Source organism: Pseudonocardia benzenivorans CB1190 (assembly GCF_000196675.2).
Taxonomy (GTDB): domain Bacteria; phylum Actinomycetota; class Actinomycetes; order Mycobacteriales; family Pseudonocardiaceae; genus Pseudonocardia; species Pseudonocardia benzenivorans.
Genome location: NC_015312.1, coordinates 5,815,556 through 5,836,785 on the forward strand (window position 1 = coordinate 5,815,556; position 21,230 = coordinate 5,836,785).

A 21,230-nucleotide genomic window follows, 5' to 3' on the forward strand; every position below is an offset into this window, starting at 1 on the left:
AACGAGGCTGGTCGGGGTGGGTTACTGGCGAGTTGTGGTCCCGCCCCCAAGTTGGTCCGAACGGAGGGCGTGTTGCGGCCGGGTGTCCGAACCGTCGCTGCCCTGCGTCACGGGGCACCCCGTCGGGAACGTCCCGAGTCCCTCGACGGTGAACCCCTGCGGGTAGCTGCGCACGCCCGGGAGGTCGCGGAACATGCTGGGTTCCGTCCGCACCGGCATGAACCGGACGACCCGCCCGCGCAGCCGCAGGGCCTTCCGTGACAGGACCTCCACGGCCCGCGGCGGCGACCGGTACGCCAGCGCCCGGCGCAGCGGCTCGTCCATCAACGAGCGGGCGAACGCGTCGACCGCCGGACGCGGGGCCAGGTGGTTCGGCGGGAACGTCGCCAGCAGGGCGAGCGTGGAGTCGGCGACCGTGCGCGACCCGGGGTCGTAGCGGAAGTGCGCGGCCTCGTAGCCGTCGAGCAGGGTGGTGAACTCGCGCCACGTCGCGGGCACGTCGGGAATGCCCATGTGCCTGCCCAGCTCGCGGTAGTAGTTGGCCGACGCCGTCTTCTCGTCCTCGGTGAGCCTGCGCCAGCCGTACGCGTCGAGCCAGCGGATCGGCGTCACCACGAAGGTCGACAGCACGTAGCGCATGTCGTCGTCGGAGATGTCGTAGCCGCGGTGCATCCGGTTGACCCGGCGGATCGCGGCCCGCCCCTCCTCGGCGTCGAAGCCGTGTTCGAGCACCGCCTCCAGCAGCAGGCCGGTGTCGTCGTAGCGCTTCTGGACGCGGCGGGTGAACTCCCCCGTCCGGTGCAGCAGCCGGCCGATCGACGGGACGGCGTAGGTCCGGAACAGCGCGAAGCTCAACGCCTGGTTGATGTCCCACGGGAACTCGTACAGCGCGAGCTGCCGGTAGATCTCGTGGAAGTCGGTCTCCGGGTCGAGCTCGGCCAGCGCGTCGCGGCGGGCGAACCGGGTCCTAACGCGCCGCGGCAGCCAGTTCACGGGAGTCCTCCGCGTGGAACCGCTCCTCCAACGCCTCGGGTGAGGCGTCGACGTCGATCACCGCCAGATCGGCGCCGCGGGCGGACTCGATCGCTCCGAGCCGGCGGCCCAGCTTGTCCATCGCGTACTCGGCCAGCTCGTTCATGTCGACGTCGAACGGGACCTGCCCGCCGTCGGCCTCGACCTTCTCGAAGGTGCCGGTGACCACCCCCATCGAGGGCACCATCAGCTCCTGCATCCGCTCGTCGACCACGTCGAACATCGCGTCGTCGGCGGCGACGTGGCGGCGGCAGGTGAACGTCCCCCACGCCATGTGGCGGCGCTCGTCGTCACCGATGTGCTTGATGACCTGCTGCATGCCCGGCAGGATGCCGCGGCTCGTGCAGATCTTCGCCCACGTGAAGTAGCCGGTGAGCGCGAGCGTGCCCTCCACGATGTGGTTGTAGGTCACCGACGCCCGGACCTGGTTGCGCGGTGAGGGGTCGGCGGCCAGCGCGTACAGGCTGGCGGGCAGCTCCTGGGTGAAGATCTGCATGTAGTGCTCGTTGAACTCGATGAACGGATGCAGGTCCTCGGTCATGCCGACGGCGTCGAACCAGCGGCGGAACGCGTCGGTGTGCTTGGCCTCCTCGAAGACGAACTGCGTCAGGTACATCTCGTCGGCCAGCCGGCCCTCCGCGGCCATCGCGGCGACGAACGGCTGCAGGTCCTGCGTCACCGACTCCTCCCCCGCCATGAACTGCGCGGCCAGCGCGAAGGTCCACCAGCGCTCGTCGTCGGTCATCGCGGCGATGTCGCGGGCGTCCTGGCTGAAGTCGATGTCGGCGGGGTTCCAGTGCCGGGCGTTGCCCTTGGCGAACAGCCGCATCGGGAACGAGTCCCGGTTGAGCCCCTTGTTCGCCAGACTCGCGAAACCGGTCCGCTTCCCGTGCTCGATGCTCCTGGTCATCGCTCCCCCTCAGTACCGGATGAGCCCGCGGATGTTGCGGCCCGCCCGCATGTCCTCGTAGCCGCGGTTGACGTCCTCGAGCGCGTACTCCTGCGTGATCAGCTCGTCGAGCTTGAGCTGCCCGGTGTTGTGCAGCTCGAGCAGCCGCGGGATGTCGTGCTGGCTGTTGGCGCTGCCGAACATCGCGCCGCGGATCTGCTTCTCGTAGACGGTGACGTCGAGCAGCGACAACGCGGCGGTCTCGTCGCCGCGCGGTGCCAGTGCCGTCACCACGACCCGGCCACGCTTGCCCACGAGCTCCAGCGCCGGCTGGATCATCTCGCCCAGCGCGACCCCGACGGTCAGGATCGCGGCGTCGGCCAGCCGCCCGCGGGTCAGCTCGGACACGACGTTCCACGCCGCGTCCATGCTCTCCGCCACGTGCGTCGCGCCGAACTCGATCGCCTTGTCCCGCTTGAACTCCACCGGGTCCACCGCGACGATGTAGCGGCAGCCGGCGATGCGCGCGCCCTGGATCGCGTTGGCCCCGACGCCGCCGCACCCGATCACCACGGCCGTGTCGCCCGCGCGCAGGTCGGCCGTCTTGGTCGCGGACCCGTAGCCCGTCGTGACGCCGCAGCCGACGAGCGCGGCCAGGTGCAGCGGGAATCCCTCGTCGACGGGCACCACCGACTTGACGGGGACGACGGTGTGCTTGGCGAACGTCCCGAGCAGGCACATCTGGCCGATGTCCTCGCCGCCGGCGTGGAAGCGGTAGGTGCCGTCGAGCTGCGGGCCGAGGGTGGCACCCGCACCGTCGTCGCAGAGGTTCGTGATGCCGCGGACGCACCAGGTGCACCGCCCGCACGAGGGCAGGAACGCGAGCACCACCGGGTCGCCGACCGCGACCTCGGTGACCCCCTCGCCCAGCGCGGCGATCCGGCCCGCGCCCTCGTGGCCGCCGACGATCGGCAGCCCGACCGGGAGCTGACCCGTCACCAGGTGCTCGTCGGAGTGGCAGAGCCCACTCGCCGCCAGCTCGACGAGGACCTCACCGGGCCCAGGTGGGTCGAGATCGACCTCGCCGACCTCCCACTTGCCCCCGACCTCCCACAGCACCGCTGCTGTCGTCCGCATGGCGCCCAGCATGACCGCGATCACGTCGGCGCGCACCGGTTCGGCCGCGCCTCACCTGGCCCGCAGGTGCCACCACCCGTCCGCGTGATGCCCCGCGCACAGCCCGCCGCCCCGACGATCGTGTCCCGGCACAGCCGGAGCCCGCCCGCGGGTCCGGCAGGGCCGAGGTCCGCCCACCCGCCCCCGACCCCGACCCCGACCGCAACCTCACGGTCGCGTCGCCGCCTCGCGACGACCGTGAGGTTGCGCGTCACCGCCCGCGCGCACCCTCACTGTCGTCGGGGCGCTGCGGGAGGACCGTGCGGCGGTGTGCGGCCACCGTCGGGCGCGCTGCGTCAGGCCGGCGGCAGCGGCAGGGCCAGGCGCGCGACGAGGCCGCCGCCGTCGCGAGGGACGAGCGCGAGCTCGCCGTCCATCGCCGCGACGAGCGCCTCGACGATCCACAGCCCCAGCCCCGCCGTCCCGCGCCGCTCCCCCAGCGCGACGCCCTTGGCGGTGACCAGTCCCTCCTGCCCCGCAGGCAGGCCGGGCCCCCGGTCACGGACCTCGGCGGTCAGCAGTCCGTCCGACCAGGCCAGCGCGAGCTCGACGGGCGCGTCGCCACCGTGCCGGGCGGCGTTCTCCACGAGGTTGGTCAGCAGCCGGCGCAGCCGTTGCGGATCGGCTCGCACCGCGGCGCCGGGAGGCTCGACCGTCGCGAGCCGCCGAGCGGGTGCGACCCCCGCGGCGTCGAGCACGGCGTCCGCCAGCTCCGCGAGCACGACGGTCCGCTCCCGGACCCGCCCGAGCGGGCTGCCGTCGGCGACGGCGAGGTCGGCGAGCCCGTCGAGCATGTCGCCGAGGTGCGTGGCGTGGTCGGCGAGCAGGGCGACGGCGCGGTCGCGCGCCGGCCCGTCGAGCCGGCCCGCGGCGAGGTCGCCCGCCAGCGCGGACAGCGACGCGACGGGGGTGCGGAACTCGTGCAGGACGACCCGGACGCCGTCGATGCGGGCCCGCTGCGTCGCGACGAGCCGCGCCCGCAGCGCCCGCTCCTCCTCGGCGGTCCGGACCTGGCGTTCGAACATCCGCACGAGCACCCCGACGAGCACGGCGAACGTGACGAGGAAGCCCGACCACCAGGCCCCGGCGAGCAACCGGTGGCCGAGCGGGACGGTGGCGTCGGAACCGAGGACCGCGGCGGCGGTGAACCCGGCACCGAGCGCGAGCGCCCCCAGCCGGCCCGCGACGGCCCCGCCGCGCAGCGCCGCCGCGATCGCCACCAGTGGCAACGCGGCGACCAGCACGCTCTCGGCCCCACCCGTCCACGCACAGCCGACGACGACCAGCGCGCCGTCGACGACGGTCACCAGCCAGGGCGGCAACAGGACCCGGCCACGCCGGGCGGCGGCGACCTGGGCGACGGCGTAGCAGCTCGTCGTCGCGACGAGCGCCCACGCCGCGGGGAGCATGCCGCGGGCGAGCTGCGGCCCGATCGCCAGCGCCAACCCCACCGCGAGGACGACGAGCAGCCGCAGTACCGACGTCGTCCACTGCTCGTCGACCGCGCGGTCGCGCTCGCCGACCGCCGGACCGGCGAGTTCCTGCCGAAGGTGCACGGGCCGACAGTAGGGTCGCGCCGTGCAGGACCGTCGGCACGTCGTCGTCATCGTCGACGATCACGCCCTCTTCGCCGAGGGTCTGGCGTTGCTGCTCGAGTCGCGCGCGGGCGCCGACTTCCTGGTCGCGGGATCGACGACGGCGGGCGAGGAGGCGGTGGCGCTCGTCGGCAGGCACGGGGCCGACATCGCGATCGTCGATCTCGCGCTGCCGCCGCTGGGCGGGGTGGAGACGATCCGGCGCGTCAAGGCCGCCTACCCGGCGACACGGGTGCTCGCCCTGTCGGGCACCGAGGACCTCGAGCTGGCCGCGGCCGCGCTGCGCGCCGGGGCCGACGGGTATCTGGGCAAGTCTGCCGATCCGCAGGTGCTCGTCGCCCCGCTGCTCGCGATGGTCGCCGGGGTCCGGGTGCTGCGCCCCGAGCTGCTCGACGCCCTGCTCGCGGCCGCGGACCGCCCCGCCGACGGGCTGCTCGACCGGCTCGGGGACCGCGACGTCGAGCTGTGGACGATGCTCGCTCGGGGCCTGGAGACCAGCGAGATCGCCCGGCCGCTGCTGGTGAGCGAGCGCACGGCCAAGCGGATGATCGCGTCGCTGCTGCACAAGCTGGGTGCGGCGAACCGGATCGAGGCCGCGGCGCTCGCCGGACGGGCCGGGCTGCTGGACGGCCCCCCGCCCTCGTAGCGACGTCGGGCGCGCTCTGACCGAGCGCCGCCGGGGGGCGGACCTTACCCAGCGCCGCCGGGCGGCGGGCGCGCGACGCCTGCACGGCGCCGCCGGAAGGCGGGCACGCGGCTCCGGCAGAGCACCGGCGGGCGCACGGAGGCGTCGTGAGTGCCGAAGGTCGCCATGGCGACTGTCAGGGCGACCATCGCCACTCACAGGCCCGGGCGGGCCAACCGTGGCCCGATCGAGGAGTCGTGCCGCGGGCACCTCGTCGGCCACACTGCCCGGCAGTCGACGGGGAGGAGTCGCGTCGTGGCGGCCTTCGAGAACGAGGACGAGGTCTACCGCTTCCTGGGTGGGGTGTTCAGGATCGGCATGCAGGATCCGGACCTCGTCGCCAAGCTGAAGCCGTCGGGCGTCGTGCTGCGGGTGACCTACACCGATCCGGACGCGGTGATCACCGTCGACATGCCGAACGCCGAGCTGTACACCGGCGCGGGCCAGGGGCCGGATCCCAACGTCGAGCTGTTCATGTCGGCCGACACCGGCAACCGCTTCTGGCTGGGCAAGGTCGTGCTGCCGGTCGCGCTGGCCAAGGGGCAGGTGCGGGCGAAGGGGCCAGTCGCGAAGCTGCTCACGGTTCTGCCGCTGGCCAAGGGCCTGTTCGGGCCCTACCGCCAGAGCCTGCAGGAGGCGGGCCGGGCGGACCTGCTCGACGCCTGACGGATCGGTCCCCGCCGGGGGACGCGCGCCACCCGTTCCGGTGATCCAGCGCGCGATCGCCTCCGCCGTGCCGATACTCGGCGGCGGAGGCGATCATGGACGTGGTCTGGCTGGACGTGCAGATGTGGACACCGTTGCGCGGCCACCTGCACCCCTTCACCGACATCGAGTGCGACGTGCCCGACCCGTTGCCCGCACAGACCCTGGTGTGGGAGCAGTGGGCGCACGACCACCTGGCGGCCGTCGCGGTGCACGACCGTTGGCAGCCGGGTCGCTACCACTTCACCGCCGAGCGCCGTGACCGCGCCGGTCACGCCGTCGAGGTCTTCGCCCGCGGGTACTGGGACTGGACGCCCTGACTCCTGTCGACGTCGTGCCGGGCGCCCCGGCCGAGCGCCCGCTCGTCGGGGGTGCGCTGGGGCCGGGTCGCGGCCCGGGCGATGCGCGCGCCGATCGCGGCCAGGTCGTCGCGGAGGAAGTGCCGCCGTCGAGGTATTCGTTCACCCGTGAGGCTCGGCGTCCGGCCGTCGCCGTCGCGGCTGTCCGCGCCGTAGCGGGTGGCCGCCGCGCTCAGTACCGCCATGACCAGAACAAGGACCAGTAGTGTCGTCATGCCACCATGGTGCGTAGAATTGGCCTGGTCTAGTAAAGCCAATTACCAGAGAGTGGCCTTCATGCCCGCAGACGACCTCGAACGGCGCATCGGCGCGCACAGCTTCGCGCGGTTGCTCGGCCAGTGGCGCCCGCCCGACGGCCGGGCCCTGGCCGCCGCGCTCGCCGACCAGGTCCGGCTCCTCGTCCTCGACGGTCGCCTCGCCCTGGGCACCCGCGTCCCCGCGGAGCGCGAGCTCGCCGCCGCTCTCGACGTGAGTCGCACGACCGTCGCGCATGCGTACGAGTCGTTGCGCGAGAACGGGTTCCTGCACAGCCGTCGCGGTTCCGGGAGCTGGACGCGGCTCCCCGACGCCCGGGCGGGCCAGCCGTCGGCGCTCGGCGCGTTCACCCCGATCAACGACGACTCGATCCACGACCTGGCCTTCGCCGCGCTGCCCGCGCCCCTCGACGTCGTGCGGGCCGCTGCGGCCGCCGCCGTCAACGACCTCGACGTCCACCTGACCAGCCACGGCTACGAGGTCACCGGGCTGCCCGTGCTGCGCGACGCCATCGCCCGCCGGTACACCGAGCGCGGCCTGCCGACCACCGCCGACCAGATCCTCGTGACCTCCGGCGCCCAGAACGCGATCGCGCTCGTCCTCAACGCACTGGTCAACGCGGGCGACCGGGTACTCGTCGAGCACCCGACGTACCCCAACGCGCTCGATGCGATCCGCGTACGCGGCGGCCGGCCGGTGCCCGTCCAGCTCGCCGCCGACGGCTGGGACCTCGACCAGCTCACCGCCGGGGTCCGCGACGCCGCGCCCCGGCTGGCCTACCTGATCCCCGACTTCCAGAACCCGACGGGTCACCTCTTGTCCGGCGACGACCGCGAGGCCGTGATCGCGCTCGCCCGCCGGACGGGTACGACGCTCGTCGTCGACGAGACGCTCAGCGAGCTGCCACTGTCGGTCCCGCAGCCGCTGCCCTTCGCCGTCCACGGCGGTGCGGCGGAGTCGTCGCTGGTCATCAGTATCGGCTCGGCGAGCAAGATCTTCTGGGGTGGGCTGCGGGTCGGCTGGATCCGGGCGTCGGCCACGACGATCCGCAGGCTCGCCTCGGTCCGCCCGGCGATCGACCTGGGCGGCTCCGTCATCAGCCACCTGCTCGCGGCCCGGCTGATCGACGACATCGCCGCGGTCGCCGCGACCCGGCGCACCGAACTGCTCGCCGCCCGCGACCATCTCCGGGGCCGCCTCGCCGAGCTGTTCCCCACCTGGACCGCGACACGCCCCGGCGGCGGCCTCAGCCTGTGGATCGACCTGGGCACCCCCGCGTCGAGCAGGCTCGCCTCGGCGGCCCGCCGGCACGGGGTGCTCCTCGCCGCCGGTCCCCGCTTCGGCGTGGACGGCGCCTTCGAGCGGAACCTGCGGCTGCCCTTCACGCTGCGCCGGGACCGGATGGACGCCGCGCTCGACGGCCTCGCGCACGCTTGGCAGGGCCTCGACGGCATCCCCGTCGTCGGCGACGCCGACCCGATCGCCGTCGCGTGACGTGGTCCCGTCCACACCCGCCGGTGCCGGGCCGTGAGCTGATCTAGGGTCAGGGCCGGCGGTGTCGACGGAGACGAGGGAGTCGGGCGTGGGGAACGGGCCACTGGCAGGGCTGCGGGTCGTCGAGCTGGCCGGGATCGGACCCGGGCCGCACGCCGCGATGATCCTCGCCGACCTCGGCGCCGACGTCGTGCGCATCGACCGCCCCGGCGGCCTGCAGATCGGCGACAGCGACGCCGACGTCGTGCAGCGCGGGCGGCGTCGCGTCGTCGCCGACCTCAAGGACCCGGCGGGCCGCGAGACGGTGTTGCGTCTGGTCGAGCACGCCGACCTGCTCATCGAGGGCTACCGGCCCGGGGTGACGGAGCGGCTCGGCGTCGGCCCCGACGTCTGCCTGCAGCGCAACCCGCGGCTGGTGTACGGCCGGGTGACGGGCTGGGGCCAGGAGGGCCCGCTGGCCGACCGGGCCGGCCACGACATCAACTACATCTCGCTGACGGGTGCCCTGCACGCGATCGGCCGCGAGGGTGAGCGTCCCGTTCCCCCGCTCAACCTCGTGGGCGACTTCGGCGGCGGCTCGATGCTGCTGCTCGTCGGCGTGCTCGCGGCGCTGTGGGAGGCGAAGGGCTCTGGGAAGGGGCAGGTCGTCGACGCAGCGATGGTCGACGGCGCGAGCATCCTCGTGCAGATGGTGTGGTCGCTGCTGGGTCAGCGGCTCTGGCTCGACCGGCCCTCCTCGAACATGCTCGACGGGCACGCTCCGTTCTACGACACCTACACCTGTGCCGACGGTCGCCACGTGGCCGTCGGGGCGATCGAGCCGCAGTTCTACGCCGCGCTGCTCGACGGCCTCGGTCTCACCGCCGACGAGCTGCCCCCGCAGCTCGACCGCGACAGCTGGCCCGCGGTGCACGCCCGCTTCGCCGAGATCTTCGCGACCCGCACCCGCGACGAGTGGGCCGACGTCTTCGCCGCCACCGACGCCTGCGTCACCCCGGTGCTGACCTTCGCCGAGGCCGCGCAGCACCCGCACGTCACCGCGCGGGAGACGATCATCGAGCGCAACGGTGTCCCGCAGGCCGCGGCGGCCCCGCGGTTCTCCCGGACCCCGGGCGAGGCAGGTGCGACGGGCGGCGCGACCGTCGATGTCGACGCGGTGCTCGCCGACTGGGCCTGACCCCGCCCGGCGCCGTGCCCCGGTGCCGCGCGCAACCCCACTGCTGCCGATTCCGCGGCCGGGAGCAGTCAGGTTGCGGCCGCCCACCCCCGCGCAACCTCACCGTCGAAATCCGGCCGCGGCACGACCGTGAGGTTGCGCTCGACGCGGGCACGGCGACGCCCCCGCCGCGACGGGGCTCGAACACGGCGACGCCCCCGCCGCGGGAGGCGGCGGGGGCGTCGGCGAGCAGGTTCGCGTCAGGCGCTGGGCGCCTCGTCCACGAGGAGGTTGCGGGTGCGGTTCGGGTCGACCGGGATGCCCGGGCCCGAGGTGGTGGAGACGGTGATCTTCTTGATGTACCGGCCCTTGGCGGCCGACGGCTTGGCGCGCAGGATCTCGTCGAGCGCGGCGCCGTAGTTCTCCACCAGCTTGGCGGCGTCGAACGACGCCTTGCCGATGACCAGGTGCAGGTTGGCCTGCTTGTCGACCCGGAAGTTGATCTTGCCGCCCTTGATGTCGTTGACGGCCTTGGCGACGTCCGGGGTGACGGTGCCGGTCTTCGGGTTGGGCATCAGGCCGCGCGGGCCGAGGATGCGCGCGATGCGGCCGACCTTGGCCATCTGGTCGGGCGCGGCGATGGCGGCGTCGAAGTCGAGCCACCCGCCCTGGATGCGCTCGATCAGGTCCTCGGCGCCGACGACGTCGGCACCCGCGGCCTCGGCCTCGGCGGCCTTGTCGCCGGAGGCGAAGACGATGACCCGGGCGGTCTTGCCCGTACCGTGCGGCAGGTTCACGGTGCCACGGACCATCTGGTCGGCCTTGCGGGGGTCGACGCCCAGGCGCATCGCGACCTCCACGGTGGGGTCCTGCTTGGACTCTGCGGAGGTCTCCTTGGCCAGGTTCGCCGCCTCGAGCGGGCTGTAGAGCCGGTCGCGGTCGATCAGCTCGGCGGCCTTGCGGTAGTTCTTGCTGCGCTTCATGTCTGTCCTTCGGTTCTGGTCAGATCGTGGTGCGAGCCGCGCAGGCTCTCCCACAACTGCGGAGGCGGCCGTCTCAGCCGTTGACGGTGATGCCCATCGAGCGCGCGGTGCCGGCGATGATCTTGGCGGCGGCGTCGATGTCGTTGGCGTTGAGGTCGCGCATCTTGGTCTGCGCGATCTCCCGCACCTGGTCCATGGTCACCGAGGCGACCTTCTTGGTGTGCGGCTCGCCCGAGCCCTTCTCGACGCCCGCGGCCTTGAGCAGCAGCTTCGCCGCCGGCGGGGTCTTCAGCTCGAACGAGAACGACCGGTCCTCGTAGACCGAGATCTCGACGGGCACCACGTTGCCGCGCTGCGACTCGGTGGCGGCGTTGTACGCCTTGCAGAACTCCATGATGTTGACGCCGTGCTGACCCAGCGCGGGGCCGACCGGCGGCGCGGGCGTGGCCGCGCCGGCCTGGATCTGCAACTTGATGATCGCGGAGAGCTTCCGCTTCTTGGGAGGCATTTCTTCTTTTCCTCTTCGATCCCTGCTCGGGGTGCGCCGCGGACCTGCCTGCCGGGGCGCGAGTTCAGTGGGTGCCGGGCCTGCCTCAGATCTTCGAGACCTGGCCGAAGCCCAGCTCGACGGGCGTCTCGCGACCGAAGATCGAGACGAGCACCTTCAGCTTCTGGGCGTCGACGTTGACCTCGTTGATCGTCGCCGGCAGCGTCGCGAACGGCCCGTCCATGACGGTGACCGACTCGCCGACCTCGAAGTCGACCTCGACCGCGGCCTTGCCGGGCGTCGCGGCGGCGCCGGGCTTGGCGGCGTCCTTCTTCGCGGGCTCGGTCTTGGGCAGCAGGAACTTCAGCACGTCGTCGATCGACAGCGGCGAGGGCCGCGACGTCGCGCCGACGAACCCGGTGACGCCCGGCGTGTTGCGCACGGCGCCCCACGACTGGTCGTTGAGCTCCATGCGGACCAGGATGTAGCCGGGCAGCACCTTGCGCTGCACCTGCTTGCGCTGCCCGTTCTTGATCTCGGTGACCTCTTCGGTGGGCACCTCGACCTGGTAGATGAAGTCCTCGACGTCGAGGGTCTGCACCCGCGTCTCGAGGTTCGACTTCACCTTGTTCTCGTAGCCGGCGTAGGAGTGCACGACGTACCAGTCGCCGGGGGCGCGGCGCAGTGCCTCGCGCAGCTCCTCGGCGGGGTCGGTGTCCTCGTCACCGCCCTCGGCCACGACGGCGCCGTCCTCGTCGGGGACCGTCTCGTCCTCGTCGGAGCGGGCTGCGTCGGCGGCGAGCTCGTCGACGTCGGCCTCGTCGGCGACCGACTCGTCGTCGGCGTCGTCAGCGTCGTCGTCGGCATCGGACTCGTCGTCAGCGTCGTCGTCGGACTCGTCGTCAGCGTCGGCGTCGGCCTCGTCGGTGTCGGCGAGCTCGGCGTCGACCTCCTGGACGCTCGCCGACTCGGCCTCGACGTCCACGTCGGTCTCGTCGGACACGGCGTCGATCACCGCCTCGTCCGCCGCGATCTCGTCGGCGGTGAGGTCGGTGTCGGCCGCGCCCGGGCTGCCGTCTGGGGAGGTCACGTACGTCTCGCTTCCTTGGTCTGCGTGGCCCGCGGGGATGTGGTGGTCCGCGGGCCGGTGTGGTCGACCGCTGCGGTCACGGTCCGAAGACCGCCCCGATCGCCTGCCCGAACACGAAGTCGAGCCCGGCCACCAGCGCGACCATGAACGACACGAAGACGAGCACGACGATCGTGTAGGTGACCATCTGGTTCCGCGTCGGCCAGATGACCTTGCGGAGCTCCGCGACGACCTCGCGGAGGAACCGGGCGAGCCGGTTCGGGGCGGAGACCTTGGTCTGCCGGCCGTCACGCACCGGGGTGGCGCGCCCCTTGCCCGGCGTCCCGGTGGACCCCGCGGACGACGCGGCGGCACGCCGACCACGACGGTCGGCCGCGGTGCTCGGACGCTCGCGCCCGGACCGCTGCTGCTCCTCGCTCACGCCCGCTTCCTCCACCCGTACCGGGCGGAGCGCCCGGCGCTGTCACAACCGTACGTACTGGACTCCGTGCATGTCGCGATGGCAGGGGTGACAGGACTTGAACCTGCAACCTGCGGTTTTGGAGACCGCTGCTCTGCCAGTTGAGCTACACCCCTAAGCCTGCCCCGGCGGGCGGCGGACCACCACGGGGCTGGCGATGTCGCCACGGCGGACGCACCATGGCAACCACCCGGAGGTGATCTCCACGCACGATCCACCGGCACGACGTACCCGGCCAGACGAGTGTACGGCACCCTCCAGAGCGGCCCGAAACCGCACACCTCCACGGCTCCGAAACCCGGGCGCGGCAGGCCGGGCGACGTGGGGGAGTATGGCGGCATGGCCACCGCTTCGACCACGTCACGCAACCGCATCTCCGCACGGATCGGCGGCATCGCCGAGTCCGCCACGCTTGCCGTCGACGCCAAGGCCAAGGCGCTCAAGGCGGCCGGCCGGCCGGTCATCGGCTTCGGCGCGGGCGAGCCGGACTTCCCGACGCCGCCCGCGATCGTCGCCGCGGCCCAGGCGGCGTGCCTCGACCCGAAGAACCACCGCTACACCCCCGCCGCCGGGCTCCCCGAGCTGCGCGAGGCGATCGCGGTCAAGACCAAGCGCGACAGCGGCTTCGACGTCGCCGCGAGCCAGGTGCTCGTCACCAACGGCGGGAAGCAGGCCGTCTACCAGGCGTTCGCGACGATCATCGACCCGGGCGACGAGGTCATCCTGCCCGCGCCCTACTGGACGACCTACCCCGAGGCGATCGCGCTCGCGGGCGGGGTCCCGGTCGAGGTCGTGACGGGCCCCGATGCCGACTACCTGCCGTCGGTCGAGCAGCTCGAGGCCGCACGCACGCCGAGGACCAAGGCGCTGCTGTGGTGCTCGCCGTCGAACCCGACGGGCGCGGTCGCCTCCCGCGAGCTCACCGAGGCCGTCGGCCGCTGGGCCGCGGAGAACGACGTCTGGGTCATCACCGACGAGATCTACGAGCACCTCGTCTACGACGGCGCCGAAGCCGCGTCGGTGCCGGTCGTGGTGCCCGAGATCGCCGACCGCACGATCGTGCTCAACGGCGTCGCCAAGACCTACGCGATGACCGGCTGGCGGGTCGGCTGGATGATCGGCCCGGCCGACGTCATCAAGGCCGCGGGCAACCTGCAGTCCCACCTGTCGTCCAACGTCGCCAACGTGTCGCAGCGCGCGGCCCTCGAGGCCGTCTCCGGCCCGCTCGACGCGGTCGCCGAGATGCGCGCGGCGTTCGACCGCAGGCGGCGCACCATCGTCGAGCTGCTCTCGGCGATCCCGGGGGTGCAGTGCCCGACCCCGCGCGGCGCCTTCTACGCGTACCCGGCCGTGGGCGAGCTGCTCGGCAAGGAGATCCGCGGGACGGTCGCGCACACCAGCGTCGACCTCGCCGCGGCGATCCTCGAGCACGCGGAGGTCGCCGTCGTCCCGGGCGAGGCGTTCGGCACGCCGGGCTTCTTCCGGCTGTCCTACGCGCTCGGCGACGAGGACCTGCGCACCGGCGTGACCCGGATGGGCGAGCTGCTGGCCGAGGCCAGGTAACCACCGCACACGCGACGAGGGGCGGACGCCGTGCGGCGTCCGCCCCTCGTCGTCGGTGGGCTACTTGTCGGTGTCGGCCAGCGCGGCGAGTGCCGCCGCGCGCTTCGCGTACTTCCAGTTCGCGAGGTCCTGGATCGTCTTGATGCCGAGGGCGGCGAGCTGTTCGTCGTGCTTCTCGGTGAGGCCCTCGAGTGCCGACGGCGGAGCGGCGAGGATCTCCGCGGCCGACTTCTCCTCCCAGGCCTTGTCCACGAGCTTGCCGAACTTCACGGTCGTGCTCCCTCCGCTGGGGCGGTCACTGCTCGGACACGGATCCGGAGATCCGTTGACCTGCGCAGCATCGACCCACGGGAGGGTCAGGGCAAGCCGACCGGCCGATGTCAACCAGGTAGGGCGACCTCGGCGGCCGCGCGGCCGAGCACGGTGCGGCCGTCGAACTTCGCCGTGACGTCGACCTTCGCGATCCGGGAACCGTCCTCGCCCTCGACGACGTCGCGGACCTTGCCGGAGAGCTCGAGCGTGGCGCCCTCGTCGTCGTCGGGGACGACGACCGGGCGGGTGAACCGCACACCGTACGAGCGCAGCGCCGCGGGATCGCCGACCCAGCCGGTGACGAGCCGGCCGGCGAGCGCCATCGTCAGCATGCCGTGCGCGATGACGCCCGGCAGACCGACCGCGGCGGCCGTGCGGTCGTTCCAGTGGATGGGGTTGAAGTCGCCCGACGCGCCCGCGTACCGGACCAGATCGGCCCGGGTGACCTGCAGGATCAGCGGAGGCAGCTCGTCGCCCTTGGCGACGGCGGAGAAGTCGGTCACGACGCGGCCTGCGTGACGAGCATGGCCTTCGTCGTCGCGACCGCGCCCCCGTCGACGTCGGCGATCTCGCAACGCAACGTCAGCATGTGGCTGCCGGCGCGGGTCGTGAGGTCGTCGACGTGGACGACGGTGACCAGCTCGTCGCCACCCCGGATCGGGCGGTGCAGGACGATCGACTGGTCACCGTGCACCATGCGCGAGTAGTCCCAGCCGAAGGCGGGATCGCGCAGGAAGGACTCCATGAGCGGCATGGTGATCGTCGCGGCGAACGTCGGCGGTGCGACGACGTCGGGGTGGCCCGCGGCGCGCGCGGCGGCCACCTCATGACAGATCCGCGAGTGCTCACCGACAGCGGTGGCGAACTCGCGGATCTTCTCGCGGCTGACGTGGTACGGCTCGCTCGGCTCGAGCGACCGGCCGACCCAGCTCTCGTCGGGCACGCTCAGCGGGTCTCGCGGTGCTCCCGGTGCGTCCCGCAGTTCGGGCAGAACTTCTTGATGGCGAGCCGGTCGGGGTCGTTGCGCCGGTTCTTCTTGGTGATGTAGTTCCGGTGCTTGCACTCTTCGCAGGCCAGCGTGATCTTCGGCCGTACGTCCGTGGCCTTGGCCATCGCGGGTGCCTCCTGCTAGTGAATCTGAGATGGTCTGTCTGGTAGCGGTGGCCGGACTTGAACCGGCGACACAGCGATTATGAGCCGCTTGCTCTACCGACTGAGCTACACCGCTTCGCGAGGCTGATCATACTCTCGACGCAGCCTTGCTCGAGCCCCTTTACGGAATCGAACCGTAGACCTTCTCCTTACCATGGAGACGCTCTGCCGACTGAGCTAAAGGGGCGGCACGGTCTCCCGGGGCGGATCGAGCACTGCCCCGGTGGACCTGCAGAACTCTACACAACCCCGCCCCGGCGCCCCGCACGCGGGGTCGGCATGCACACCTAGCTGCGCGGACGCACCGGGTCGGTGGCGGGGAGCACGTGGTCACCGACGCGGTCGGTGCTCAGGCACAGCGAGCACACGTACGCGTCATGGGTGTGACAGGCCGCGACGTCGGGACGCTCGAAGTCCTGCCGGCACACGTGACAGTGCAGCGTCTCCCCCGACGGGTTGCCGTGCTCGTCGTACATCGGCAGCTCGATCCCGTCGTCGGTGCGCCGGAGGTAGTAGCGCCCACGCGTGGCGACGGCGATGACGGGCGGCAGGACCAGCGCCAGCCCGATGGCCACGAGCGGGGAGAACGGCTGCACCGCGGCGCCGAGGCCGCCGAAGAACGCGACGATCGACACCCCGGCCGAGACGATCATCGACCCGAAGCCGACTGGGTTGACCGCGTAGAGCATGCCGCGGCGGAACTCGGGCTCCTTCGGCGAGAGCTTGAGCAGGTACTTGTTGATCGCGATGTCGGACGCGACGACCACGACCCACGACATCCCGCAGTTGGCGTAGAAGCCGAGGATGGTGTTGAGGAAGTCGAACATGTTCGCTTCCATCAGCACGAGCGCGATCGCCAGGTTGACACCGAGGAACACGAGCCGCCCCGGGTAGCGCCTGGTCACCCGGGTGAACGAGTTCGTCCAGGCCAGCGAGCCCGAGTAGGCGTTCGTCACGTTGATCTTGATCTGGCTGATGACGACGAGGACGACCGCCAGCGTCATGGCCGCCCACGGCGGCATGATGTCGCGGTAGATCTCCAGGAACTGGTGGACGGGCTGGTTCGCGACGGCAGCCCCGCCCGTCACGTTGGCGATGATGTAGACGGCCAGGAACAGCCCGACGACCTGCTTGACCGCGCCGAAGAGCACCCAGCCCGGACCGGCCAGCACCATCGCCGTCCACCAGCGCCGCCGGTTCTCGGGCGTGCGGGGCGGCATGAAGCGCAGGTAGTCGATCTGCTCGGCGATCTGGGCGATCAGCGACAGGCAGACGCCCGCAGCCAGCATCACCGCGCCGAGGCTCGGTGCGCCGTTGCCGTCCTCCCCCTGGTAGGCGAAGAAGGTGGCCACCGAGTCGGGGTGGCTCACGAGCAGGTAGACGAAGGGCGCGACCATCAGGACCAGCCACAGCGGCGTCGTCCACAGCTGGAGCTTGGACAGCAGCGACATCCCGTAGACGACGAGCGGGAAGATGATCAACGTGCTGAGCGCGTAGCCGAGCCAGAGCGGCAGCCCGAGGCCGAGCTGCAGCCCCTGGGCCATGATCGAACCCTCGAGCGCGAAGAAGATGAAGGTGAACGTCGCGAAGATGACGTTCGTGACGACCGAGCCGTAGTAACCGAAGCCGCTGCCCCGGGTGATCAGGTCGAGGTCGAGGTTGTAGCGCGCGGCGTAGTAGGCCAGCGGGAAACCCGTCGCGAAGATCACGACGGCGAACACGAGGATGCCCCACAGGGCGTTGGTCGTGCCGTAGGAGATGCCGATGTTGGCGCCGATCGCGAAGTCCGCCAGGTAGGCGATGCCGCCCAGGGCCGAGACCGCGACGACGCCCGTCGACCACCTGCGGTAGCTGCGCGGGGCGAAGCGGAGCGTGTAGTCCTCGAGCGTCTCGCGTGCGGCGCCGGCGGGTTCGACGGGCTCCGGCCCGGTCCCGGTCGTCTCGGTGATCTCCTGGGTCAACGCGGGCCCCCCGATCGTCGGACTGCCGGATCTTTCCGGCTCGCCGACCGATGCTGCGTTCCCGCACGGTTCACCGGGTTTCCCGGCAATGACGTATTGGTGTCGCATCCGGACATATCGTGACGACCCCGTCACGTCGCGTTCCGGCGCTGCACCCGAACGGGTGTGCTCAGCCACGATCGTGGCGAGCGGCGCCCGGGTAAGGGGGTCGCAGGCCGCGGGTAAGGGCCCCGGACGCCGGTCGTCGACGTCGCTGCCCGATGCCGCGGGCCCCACCTCAGCACGATCGTCGAGACATGTTCGTGAGCCATCACCTCGACGCGGAGATCTTCCTCCACCGTGACCGGCTCCTCGCCGACGCCGAGGAGTTCCGGCTCGCCCGGCTCGCCCGGGCCGCCCGCAGGAGACGGCGGCGGGCGGCGACCACGGACCCCGCCCCTGCCGCCGCGCTCGCCCCGGCCGCGGACATCGGCCCGGCCACCGAGCCCGCCCCGGCTGCCGGTCCGACCGCGGCCGTCGCGGCCCCGGCGACACCGGGTACCCGGGTCGGCCCCGGCCCGCCACCCGCGCCCGGCACCCGCCCGGCCCCGGCACACGGCGGTGCCCCCGCCGCGCCGCGCAGCGCACCGGACGCGATCGACGCAGGCGCCGTGCACGACGCAGACCGCGCACACGTCACGGATCGGACCGACGGCGCTCGCCCAGCGCGAAACGAGGACGCGGATCGTCGGAGTGCCGTGCGAGCATGACCGGCGTGGCGCGGCTGGGAACGGGGACCCCGCTGGTCGGCCGCCGCGACGAGCTGCGGTCGCTGTCGGCAGCGCTCGACGCGGCCGCGGCCGGCTCGGCCGGTGCCGTGCTGCTCGCCGGTGAGGCGGGCGTGGGCAAGACCCGCCTGATCGCCGAGGCGGTCGGCCGCGCGCAGGCCGCGGGGTTCGTCGTGCTCACCGGCCGCTGCCTGGACACCGGCGAGGCGACGCTGCCGTACCTGCCGTTCACCGAGGCCCTCCGCGGGCTGGCCGCCGACCGGCCCGAGCTCGTCGACGCGCACCCGACGCTGCACCGGCTGCTCCCCGGCTCGCGCCCCCGCGAGGAAGTCACGGCGGGTGAGCGCGACCTCGGCCAGCTGCGGGTGTTCGACGCGGTGCTGTCGGTCCTCTCGGAGCGGTCCGCGCAGGACCCGTTGCTGCTGGTGCTCGAGGACGTGCACTGGGCCGACACGTCCAGCCGCGACCTCCTGTTCTTCCTCGTGTCCCGGCTGGGCGGGCAGCGGATGCTCGTACTGGCCAGCTACCGCGGCGACGACCTGCATCGCCGGCACCCCCTGCGCCCGCTGCTGGCCGAGCTGGTCCGGCTGCCCGCGGTCACCCGGATCGACCTCGCCGCGCTCGGCGCCGCCGACGCCGAGCAGCTCGTCCGGGTGCTCGCCGACGGCACCCTGTCCGACGCGTCCGTCGCCCGCATCGCGCGGCGCAGCGAGGGCAACGCGTTCTTCGCCGAGGAACTGGTCTCGGCATCCGACGAGGGTGTCCCGGACGGGCTGGCCGAGGTCCTGCTCGCCCGGCTCGACCGGCTCACGCCCGGTGCCCGCCGGGTGCTGCGCGCGGCGGCCGTCGCGGGGCGCCGCGTCCGGCACGAGCGGCTCGCGGCGGTCGTCGGCCTCGACGTCGACGAGCTGGAGGCGGCGCTGCGTTCGGCGGTGGCCCACCACATCCTGGTGGCCGACCCGGCCGGCCGGTCCGTCACGGCAGGCGACACGTACGTCTTCCGGCACGCGCTGCTGCACGAGGCGATCTACCAGGACCTGCTGCCCGGTGAGCGCAGCCGGCTGCACGCGGCGTTCGCGGCGCTGCTCTCCCCCGGCGGCGCCGGCGACCTCGGCGAGCCCGGTGCGGTCGCCGAGCTCGCCCACCACGCCCTCGCCGCGCACGACCTGCCGCTCGCGCTGTCGGCGTCGGTGCGCGCGGCCGACGAGGCCGACCGGCGTGGCGGCCCCGCCGAGGTCCTGCTGCACGCCGAACGCGCGCTGAGCCTGTGGCCCGCCGTGCCCGACGCGGAGTCCGTCACCGGGGTCTCCGAGATCAACGTGACGCGCTGGGCGGCCTGGGCCGCCGCGGCGACCGGCGATCCCGACCGCGGAGTGGCGCTGGCCCGGCGCGCCGTCGAGCTGGCCGACCGTGAGCCCGATCCGCTGCAGGCCGCCGACCTGCGCACCCGCTACGCCACCCGGCTTCTGGAGCTGGGCGAGGGCGAGGAGCCGCGGCAGGTCGTCGCCGAGGCGCTGGCGCTGTTCGAGGGCGCCGCCCCGTCGGGCGATCTGGCGTGGGCGCACGCCGTCGCGGCCCGGGCCGCCGCCCGGCTCGACGACGTCACCGACGCCGGTCGCGAGGCCTACCTCGCGCTCCAGGTGGCGCGCACCGTCGTCGAGCAGGGGCTCGACGGCTACGACGACGCGCTGGCCGCTCAGGCCGACGCGCTGGTCACGCTGTCGGTCTGCGAAGAGGCCCTCGGCCGCGACGAGGCGGCCCGCACCCGGCTGGCCGAGGCCAAGGAGCTGGCCCACAAGGCCGGCAACCTGGGCGTCGAGTTGCGGACGTTCTTCAACACCGGCATCTCGCTGCTCGACGCCGGGCGCCTCGACGCGGCCGTCGCCGAGTTCGCCGCGGGCGAGGAGCGCGCCGTCGCGACGGGTACCACGTGGAGCGGGTACGGCCTGGAGCTGCGCGTCGCGCACGTGCTGGCCGCCCACATGCGCGGGGACTGGGACGACGCCGAGTCGTCGGCCCGGATCGGGGCGGCGGCGGTGTCGGAGACGGTCGCGACGCGGGTGGCGGCCGCGGCACTGCTCACCGACGTCGGACGCGGCCGGCTCGACGAGGCCGAGCGCCGCATCGCGGTCCTGACCGCGGCCCGTCCCACCGACGACCAGGTGCTGCTCCTGCTCGGGCAGGCGGGCGCCGAGTCGGCACTGTGGCGTGGCGACCCCGGGCTCGCGCTGCAGCGGATCGCCGCCGCCCGCGAGGGGCTGCTGGCCTGGGACCCGCACCACCTGGCCGGGATCATGTTGTGCGCGATCGGGGTCGCGGCGCACGCCGATCTCGCCGAGACGGGCCGCGTCCCGCGCGCGCAGGCGGTGGCCGCCGCCGAGGAGCTGGCGGCGCAGGGCCGCACGACCGCCGAGAAGGGCATCCCTCGGGGGGCCCACCTGGGTGTCGAGGGGCTCGCGTGGCTGTCCCGGCTGGAGGCCGAGCTCGCCCGGGCCCGCGGCGACGCCGACGCGCCGCGGATGTGGGCCGACGTCGTCGCCGCCTTCGGCTACGGCGACACCTACCGCCAGGCGCTGGCCCGCCGCCGCCGCGCGGAGGCGCTGTTGCACGAGGCAGAGGCGCTGTTGCACGAGGCAGAGGCGCTGGTGCGCGACGCAGACGCCGCCGGACCCGCCGCCGGCCGGGCCGGGACCAGGGCCGAGACCAGGGGCGAGACCAGGGGCGAGACCAGGGGCGAGGCCGCCGCCGAGCTGCGCTGCGCCCTCGCGACGGCGGTCGAGCTCGGTGCCCGCCCACTCGCCGAAGCCGTCCGCGACCTGGCCGGGCGGGCGGGTCTCGCGCTCGACGACGCGGTCCGCCCGCGGGCCGGCGGCGCCGTCCTCACGCCCCGCGAGCGCTCGGTGCTCGGGCTCGTCGCCGGTGGGCTGACCAACCGGCAGGTCGGCGCCGAGCTGTTCATCAGCGAGAAGACGGTGAGCGTCCACCTGTCGCGGGTGATGGCCAAGCTCGGCGCGGGCAGCCGCACCGAGGCGGTGTCGCTGGCGTGGTCGCGCGGGCTGCTCGACACGACGGGGTCGTGACCCTCCCGTACATACCCGCGGGTAACTAT

Annotated in this window: 22 protein-coding genes and 3 tRNA genes; 8 read left to right on the forward strand and 17 right to left on the reverse strand. The window is 73.1% G+C overall.

What is annotated here, in order from left to right; all coding sequences use genetic code 11:
• Positions 1-21: 21 nt before the first annotated feature.
• The 4 genes from PSED_RS27380 to PSED_RS27395 form a co-directional block, all read right to left on the reverse strand.
• The gene (locus PSED_RS27380; protein WP_013677486.1) at positions 22-993 is read right to left on the reverse strand and encodes an oxygenase MpaB family protein; all 972 of its coding nucleotides are present in this window, start codon (positions 991-993) and stop codon (positions 22-24) included.
• Positions 968-1,942: a R2-like ligand-binding oxidase gene (locus PSED_RS27385; RefSeq protein ID WP_013677487.1), complete on the reverse strand. Its 975-nt coding sequence runs from the start codon at positions 1,940-1,942 to the stop codon at positions 968-970. Before PSED_RS27385 ends, PSED_RS27380 begins: the two co-directional genes overlap by 26 nt.
• 9 nt (positions 1,943-1,951) lie before the next feature.
• Positions 1,952-3,058, reverse strand: coding sequence for an NDMA-dependent alcohol dehydrogenase (locus tag PSED_RS27390; RefSeq protein ID WP_041762554.1), 1,107 nt, complete (start codon positions 3,056-3,058; stop codon positions 1,952-1,954).
• A gap of 335 nt (positions 3,059-3,393) precedes the next feature.
• Complete coding sequence (locus PSED_RS27395) at positions 3,394-4,653, reverse strand: sensor histidine kinase (RefSeq protein WP_013677489.1); 1,260 nt, start codon at positions 4,651-4,653, stop codon at positions 3,394-3,396.
• Positions 4,654-4,675: 22 nt separating this feature from the next.
• On the opposite strand from PSED_RS27395, the gene PSED_RS27400 reads away from it, so the two are divergent.
• The 3 genes from PSED_RS27400 (at position 4,676) to PSED_RS27410 (ending at position 6,402) form a co-directional block, all read left to right on the forward strand.
• Positions 4,676-5,338, forward strand: coding sequence for a response regulator transcription factor (locus PSED_RS27400; RefSeq protein ID WP_013677490.1), 663 nt, complete (start codon positions 4,676-4,678; stop codon positions 5,336-5,338).
• A gap of 294 nt (positions 5,339-5,632) precedes the next feature.
• Entirely contained in the window at positions 5,633-6,043 is a 411-nt protein-coding gene (locus tag PSED_RS27405; protein WP_041760046.1) for a sterol carrier protein, read from the forward strand.
• 95 nt (positions 6,044-6,138) lie between these two features.
• Positions 6,139-6,402, forward strand: a complete 264-nt coding sequence (locus PSED_RS27410; RefSeq protein WP_013677492.1) for a hypothetical protein — start codon at positions 6,139-6,141, stop codon at positions 6,400-6,402.
• Here PSED_RS27410 and PSED_RS27415 read toward each other — a convergent pair.
• On the reverse strand, positions 6,354-6,656 hold the full coding sequence (locus PSED_RS27415; RefSeq protein WP_013677493.1) for a hypothetical protein: 303 nt from the start codon (positions 6,654-6,656) through the stop codon (positions 6,354-6,356). The genes PSED_RS27410 and PSED_RS27415 overlap by 49 nt on opposite strands.
• Positions 6,657-6,717: 61 nt before the next feature.
• On the opposite strand from PSED_RS27415, the gene yczR reads away from it, so the two are divergent.
• Positions 6,718-8,190 (forward strand): MocR-like transcription factor YczR, encoded by a 1,473-nt coding sequence (gene yczR, locus PSED_RS27420; RefSeq protein WP_013677494.1) that lies wholly within the window; start codon positions 6,718-6,720, stop codon positions 8,188-8,190.
• 88 nt (positions 8,191-8,278) lie between these two features.
• Positions 8,279-9,367 carry a CaiB/BaiF CoA transferase family protein gene (locus tag PSED_RS27425; protein WP_013677495.1) on the forward strand — a complete coding sequence of 363 codons (1,089 nt, stop codon included), beginning with the start codon at positions 8,279-8,281 and terminating at the stop codon, positions 9,365-9,367.
• Between the two features lie 239 nt (positions 9,368-9,606).
• Here PSED_RS27425 and rplA read toward each other — a convergent pair whose 3' ends face one another.
• From rplA to PSED_RS27450, 5 genes are all read right to left on the reverse strand, one after another.
• Positions 9,607-10,329, reverse strand: a complete 723-nt coding sequence (gene rplA, locus PSED_RS27430) for a 50S ribosomal protein L1 (protein WP_013677496.1) — start codon at positions 10,327-10,329, stop codon at positions 9,607-9,609.
• A gap of 73 nt (positions 10,330-10,402) precedes the next feature.
• A complete protein-coding gene (rplK, locus tag PSED_RS27435; protein ID WP_013677497.1) occupies positions 10,403-10,837 on the reverse strand; it encodes a 50S ribosomal protein L11 in 435 nt (144 codons plus the stop codon).
• Positions 10,838-10,922: 85 nt separating this feature from the next.
• The gene (nusG, locus tag PSED_RS27440) at positions 10,923-11,906 is read right to left on the reverse strand and encodes a transcription termination/antitermination protein NusG (RefSeq protein WP_013677498.1); all 984 of its coding nucleotides are present in this window, start codon (positions 11,904-11,906) and stop codon (positions 10,923-10,925) included.
• 76 nt (positions 11,907-11,982) lie between these two features.
• Positions 11,983-12,327 carry a preprotein translocase subunit SecE gene (gene secE, locus PSED_RS27445; protein ID WP_013677499.1) on the reverse strand — a complete coding sequence of 115 codons (345 nt, stop codon included), beginning with the start codon at positions 12,325-12,327 and terminating at the stop codon, positions 11,983-11,985.
• 79 nt (positions 12,328-12,406) lie between these two features.
• Positions 12,407-12,482: transfer RNA gene (locus PSED_RS27450), tRNA-Trp, on the reverse strand.
• 223 nt (positions 12,483-12,705) lie between these two features.
• On the opposite strand from PSED_RS27450, the gene PSED_RS27455 reads away from it, so the two are divergent.
• Positions 12,706-13,929 (forward strand): pyridoxal phosphate-dependent aminotransferase, encoded by a 1,224-nt coding sequence (locus PSED_RS27455; RefSeq protein WP_013677500.1) that lies wholly within the window; start codon positions 12,706-12,708, stop codon positions 13,927-13,929.
• 60 nt (positions 13,930-13,989) lie between these two features.
• On the opposite strand, the gene PSED_RS27460 is transcribed toward PSED_RS27455, so the two are convergent.
• The 7 genes from PSED_RS27460 to PSED_RS27490 form a co-directional block, all read right to left on the reverse strand.
• Positions 13,990-14,199 carry a hypothetical protein gene (locus PSED_RS27460; protein WP_013677501.1) on the reverse strand — a complete coding sequence of 70 codons (210 nt, stop codon included), beginning with the start codon at positions 14,197-14,199 and terminating at the stop codon, positions 13,990-13,992.
• A 110-nt stretch (positions 14,200-14,309) separates the two neighbouring features.
• Positions 14,310-14,744, reverse strand: a complete 435-nt coding sequence (locus tag PSED_RS27465; RefSeq protein WP_013677502.1) for a MaoC family dehydratase — start codon at positions 14,742-14,744, stop codon at positions 14,310-14,312.
• Entirely contained in the window at positions 14,741-15,184 is a 444-nt protein-coding gene (locus tag PSED_RS27470; RefSeq protein WP_013677503.1) for an FAS1-like dehydratase domain-containing protein, read from the reverse strand. The genes PSED_RS27465 and PSED_RS27470 overlap by 4 nt, the downstream gene beginning before the upstream one ends.
• Positions 15,185-15,186: 2 nt before the next feature.
• The gene (rpmG, locus tag PSED_RS27475) at positions 15,187-15,354 is read right to left on the reverse strand and encodes a 50S ribosomal protein L33 (protein WP_013677504.1); all 168 of its coding nucleotides are present in this window, start codon (positions 15,352-15,354) and stop codon (positions 15,187-15,189) included.
• 39 nt (positions 15,355-15,393) lie between these two features.
• Positions 15,394-15,469 (reverse strand) — tRNA-Met (locus PSED_RS27480).
• Positions 15,470-15,507: 38 nt separating this feature from the next.
• Positions 15,508-15,580: transfer RNA gene (locus PSED_RS27485), tRNA-Thr, on the reverse strand.
• 100 nt (positions 15,581-15,680) lie between these two features.
• Positions 15,681-17,354 carry a purine-cytosine permease family protein gene (locus tag PSED_RS27490; protein WP_013677505.1) on the reverse strand — a complete coding sequence of 558 codons (1,674 nt, stop codon included), beginning with the start codon at positions 17,352-17,354 and terminating at the stop codon, positions 15,681-15,683.
• Between the two features lie 296 nt (positions 17,355-17,650).
• On the opposite strand from PSED_RS27490, the gene PSED_RS27495 reads away from it, so the two are divergent.
• Both PSED_RS27495 and PSED_RS27500 read left to right on the forward strand, forming a co-directional pair.
• The gene (locus PSED_RS27495; protein WP_013677506.1) at positions 17,651-18,103 is read left to right on the forward strand and encodes a hypothetical protein; all 453 of its coding nucleotides are present in this window, start codon (positions 17,651-17,653) and stop codon (positions 18,101-18,103) included.
• A complete protein-coding gene (locus tag PSED_RS27500) occupies positions 18,100-21,201 on the forward strand; it encodes a helix-turn-helix transcriptional regulator (protein ID WP_013677507.1) in 3,102 nt (1,033 codons plus the stop codon). Before PSED_RS27495 ends, PSED_RS27500 begins: the two co-directional genes overlap by 4 nt.
• Positions 21,202-21,230: the final 29 nt, after the last annotated feature.

Coding starts and splice junctions, on each gene's coding strand:
- PSED_RS27390 (WP_041762554.1), bottom strand. CDS start 3,058: ATGCGGACGACAGCAGCGGTGCTGTGGGAGGTCGGGGGCAAGTGGGAG.
- rpmG (WP_013677504.1), bottom strand. CDS start 15,354: ATGGCCAAGGCCACGGACGTACGGCCGAAGATCACGCTGGCCTGCGAA.
- yczR (WP_013677494.1), top strand. CDS start 6,718: ATGCCCGCAGACGACCTCGAACGGCGCATCGGCGCGCACAGCTTCGCG.
- rplA (WP_013677496.1), bottom strand. CDS start 10,329: ATGAAGCGCAGCAAGAACTACCGCAAGGCCGCCGAGCTGATCGACCGC.
- PSED_RS27495 (WP_013677506.1), top strand. CDS start 17,651: ATGTTCGTGAGCCATCACCTCGACGCGGAGATCTTCCTCCACCGTGAC.
- PSED_RS27455 (WP_013677500.1), top strand. CDS start 12,706: ATGGCCACCGCTTCGACCACGTCACGCAACCGCATCTCCGCACGGATC.
- PSED_RS27500 (WP_013677507.1), top strand. CDS start 18,100: ATGACCGGCGTGGCGCGGCTGGGAACGGGGACCCCGCTGGTCGGCCGC.
- PSED_RS27385 (WP_013677487.1), bottom strand. CDS start 1,942: ATGACCAGGAGCATCGAGCACGGGAAGCGGACCGGTTTCGCGAGTCTG.
- PSED_RS27410 (WP_013677492.1), top strand. CDS start 6,139: ATGGACGTGGTCTGGCTGGACGTGCAGATGTGGACACCGTTGCGCGGC.
- PSED_RS27415 (WP_013677493.1), bottom strand. CDS start 6,656: ATGACGACACTACTGGTCCTTGTTCTGGTCATGGCGGTACTGAGCGCG.
- rplK (WP_013677497.1), bottom strand. CDS start 10,837: ATGCCTCCCAAGAAGCGGAAGCTCTCCGCGATCATCAAGTTGCAGATC.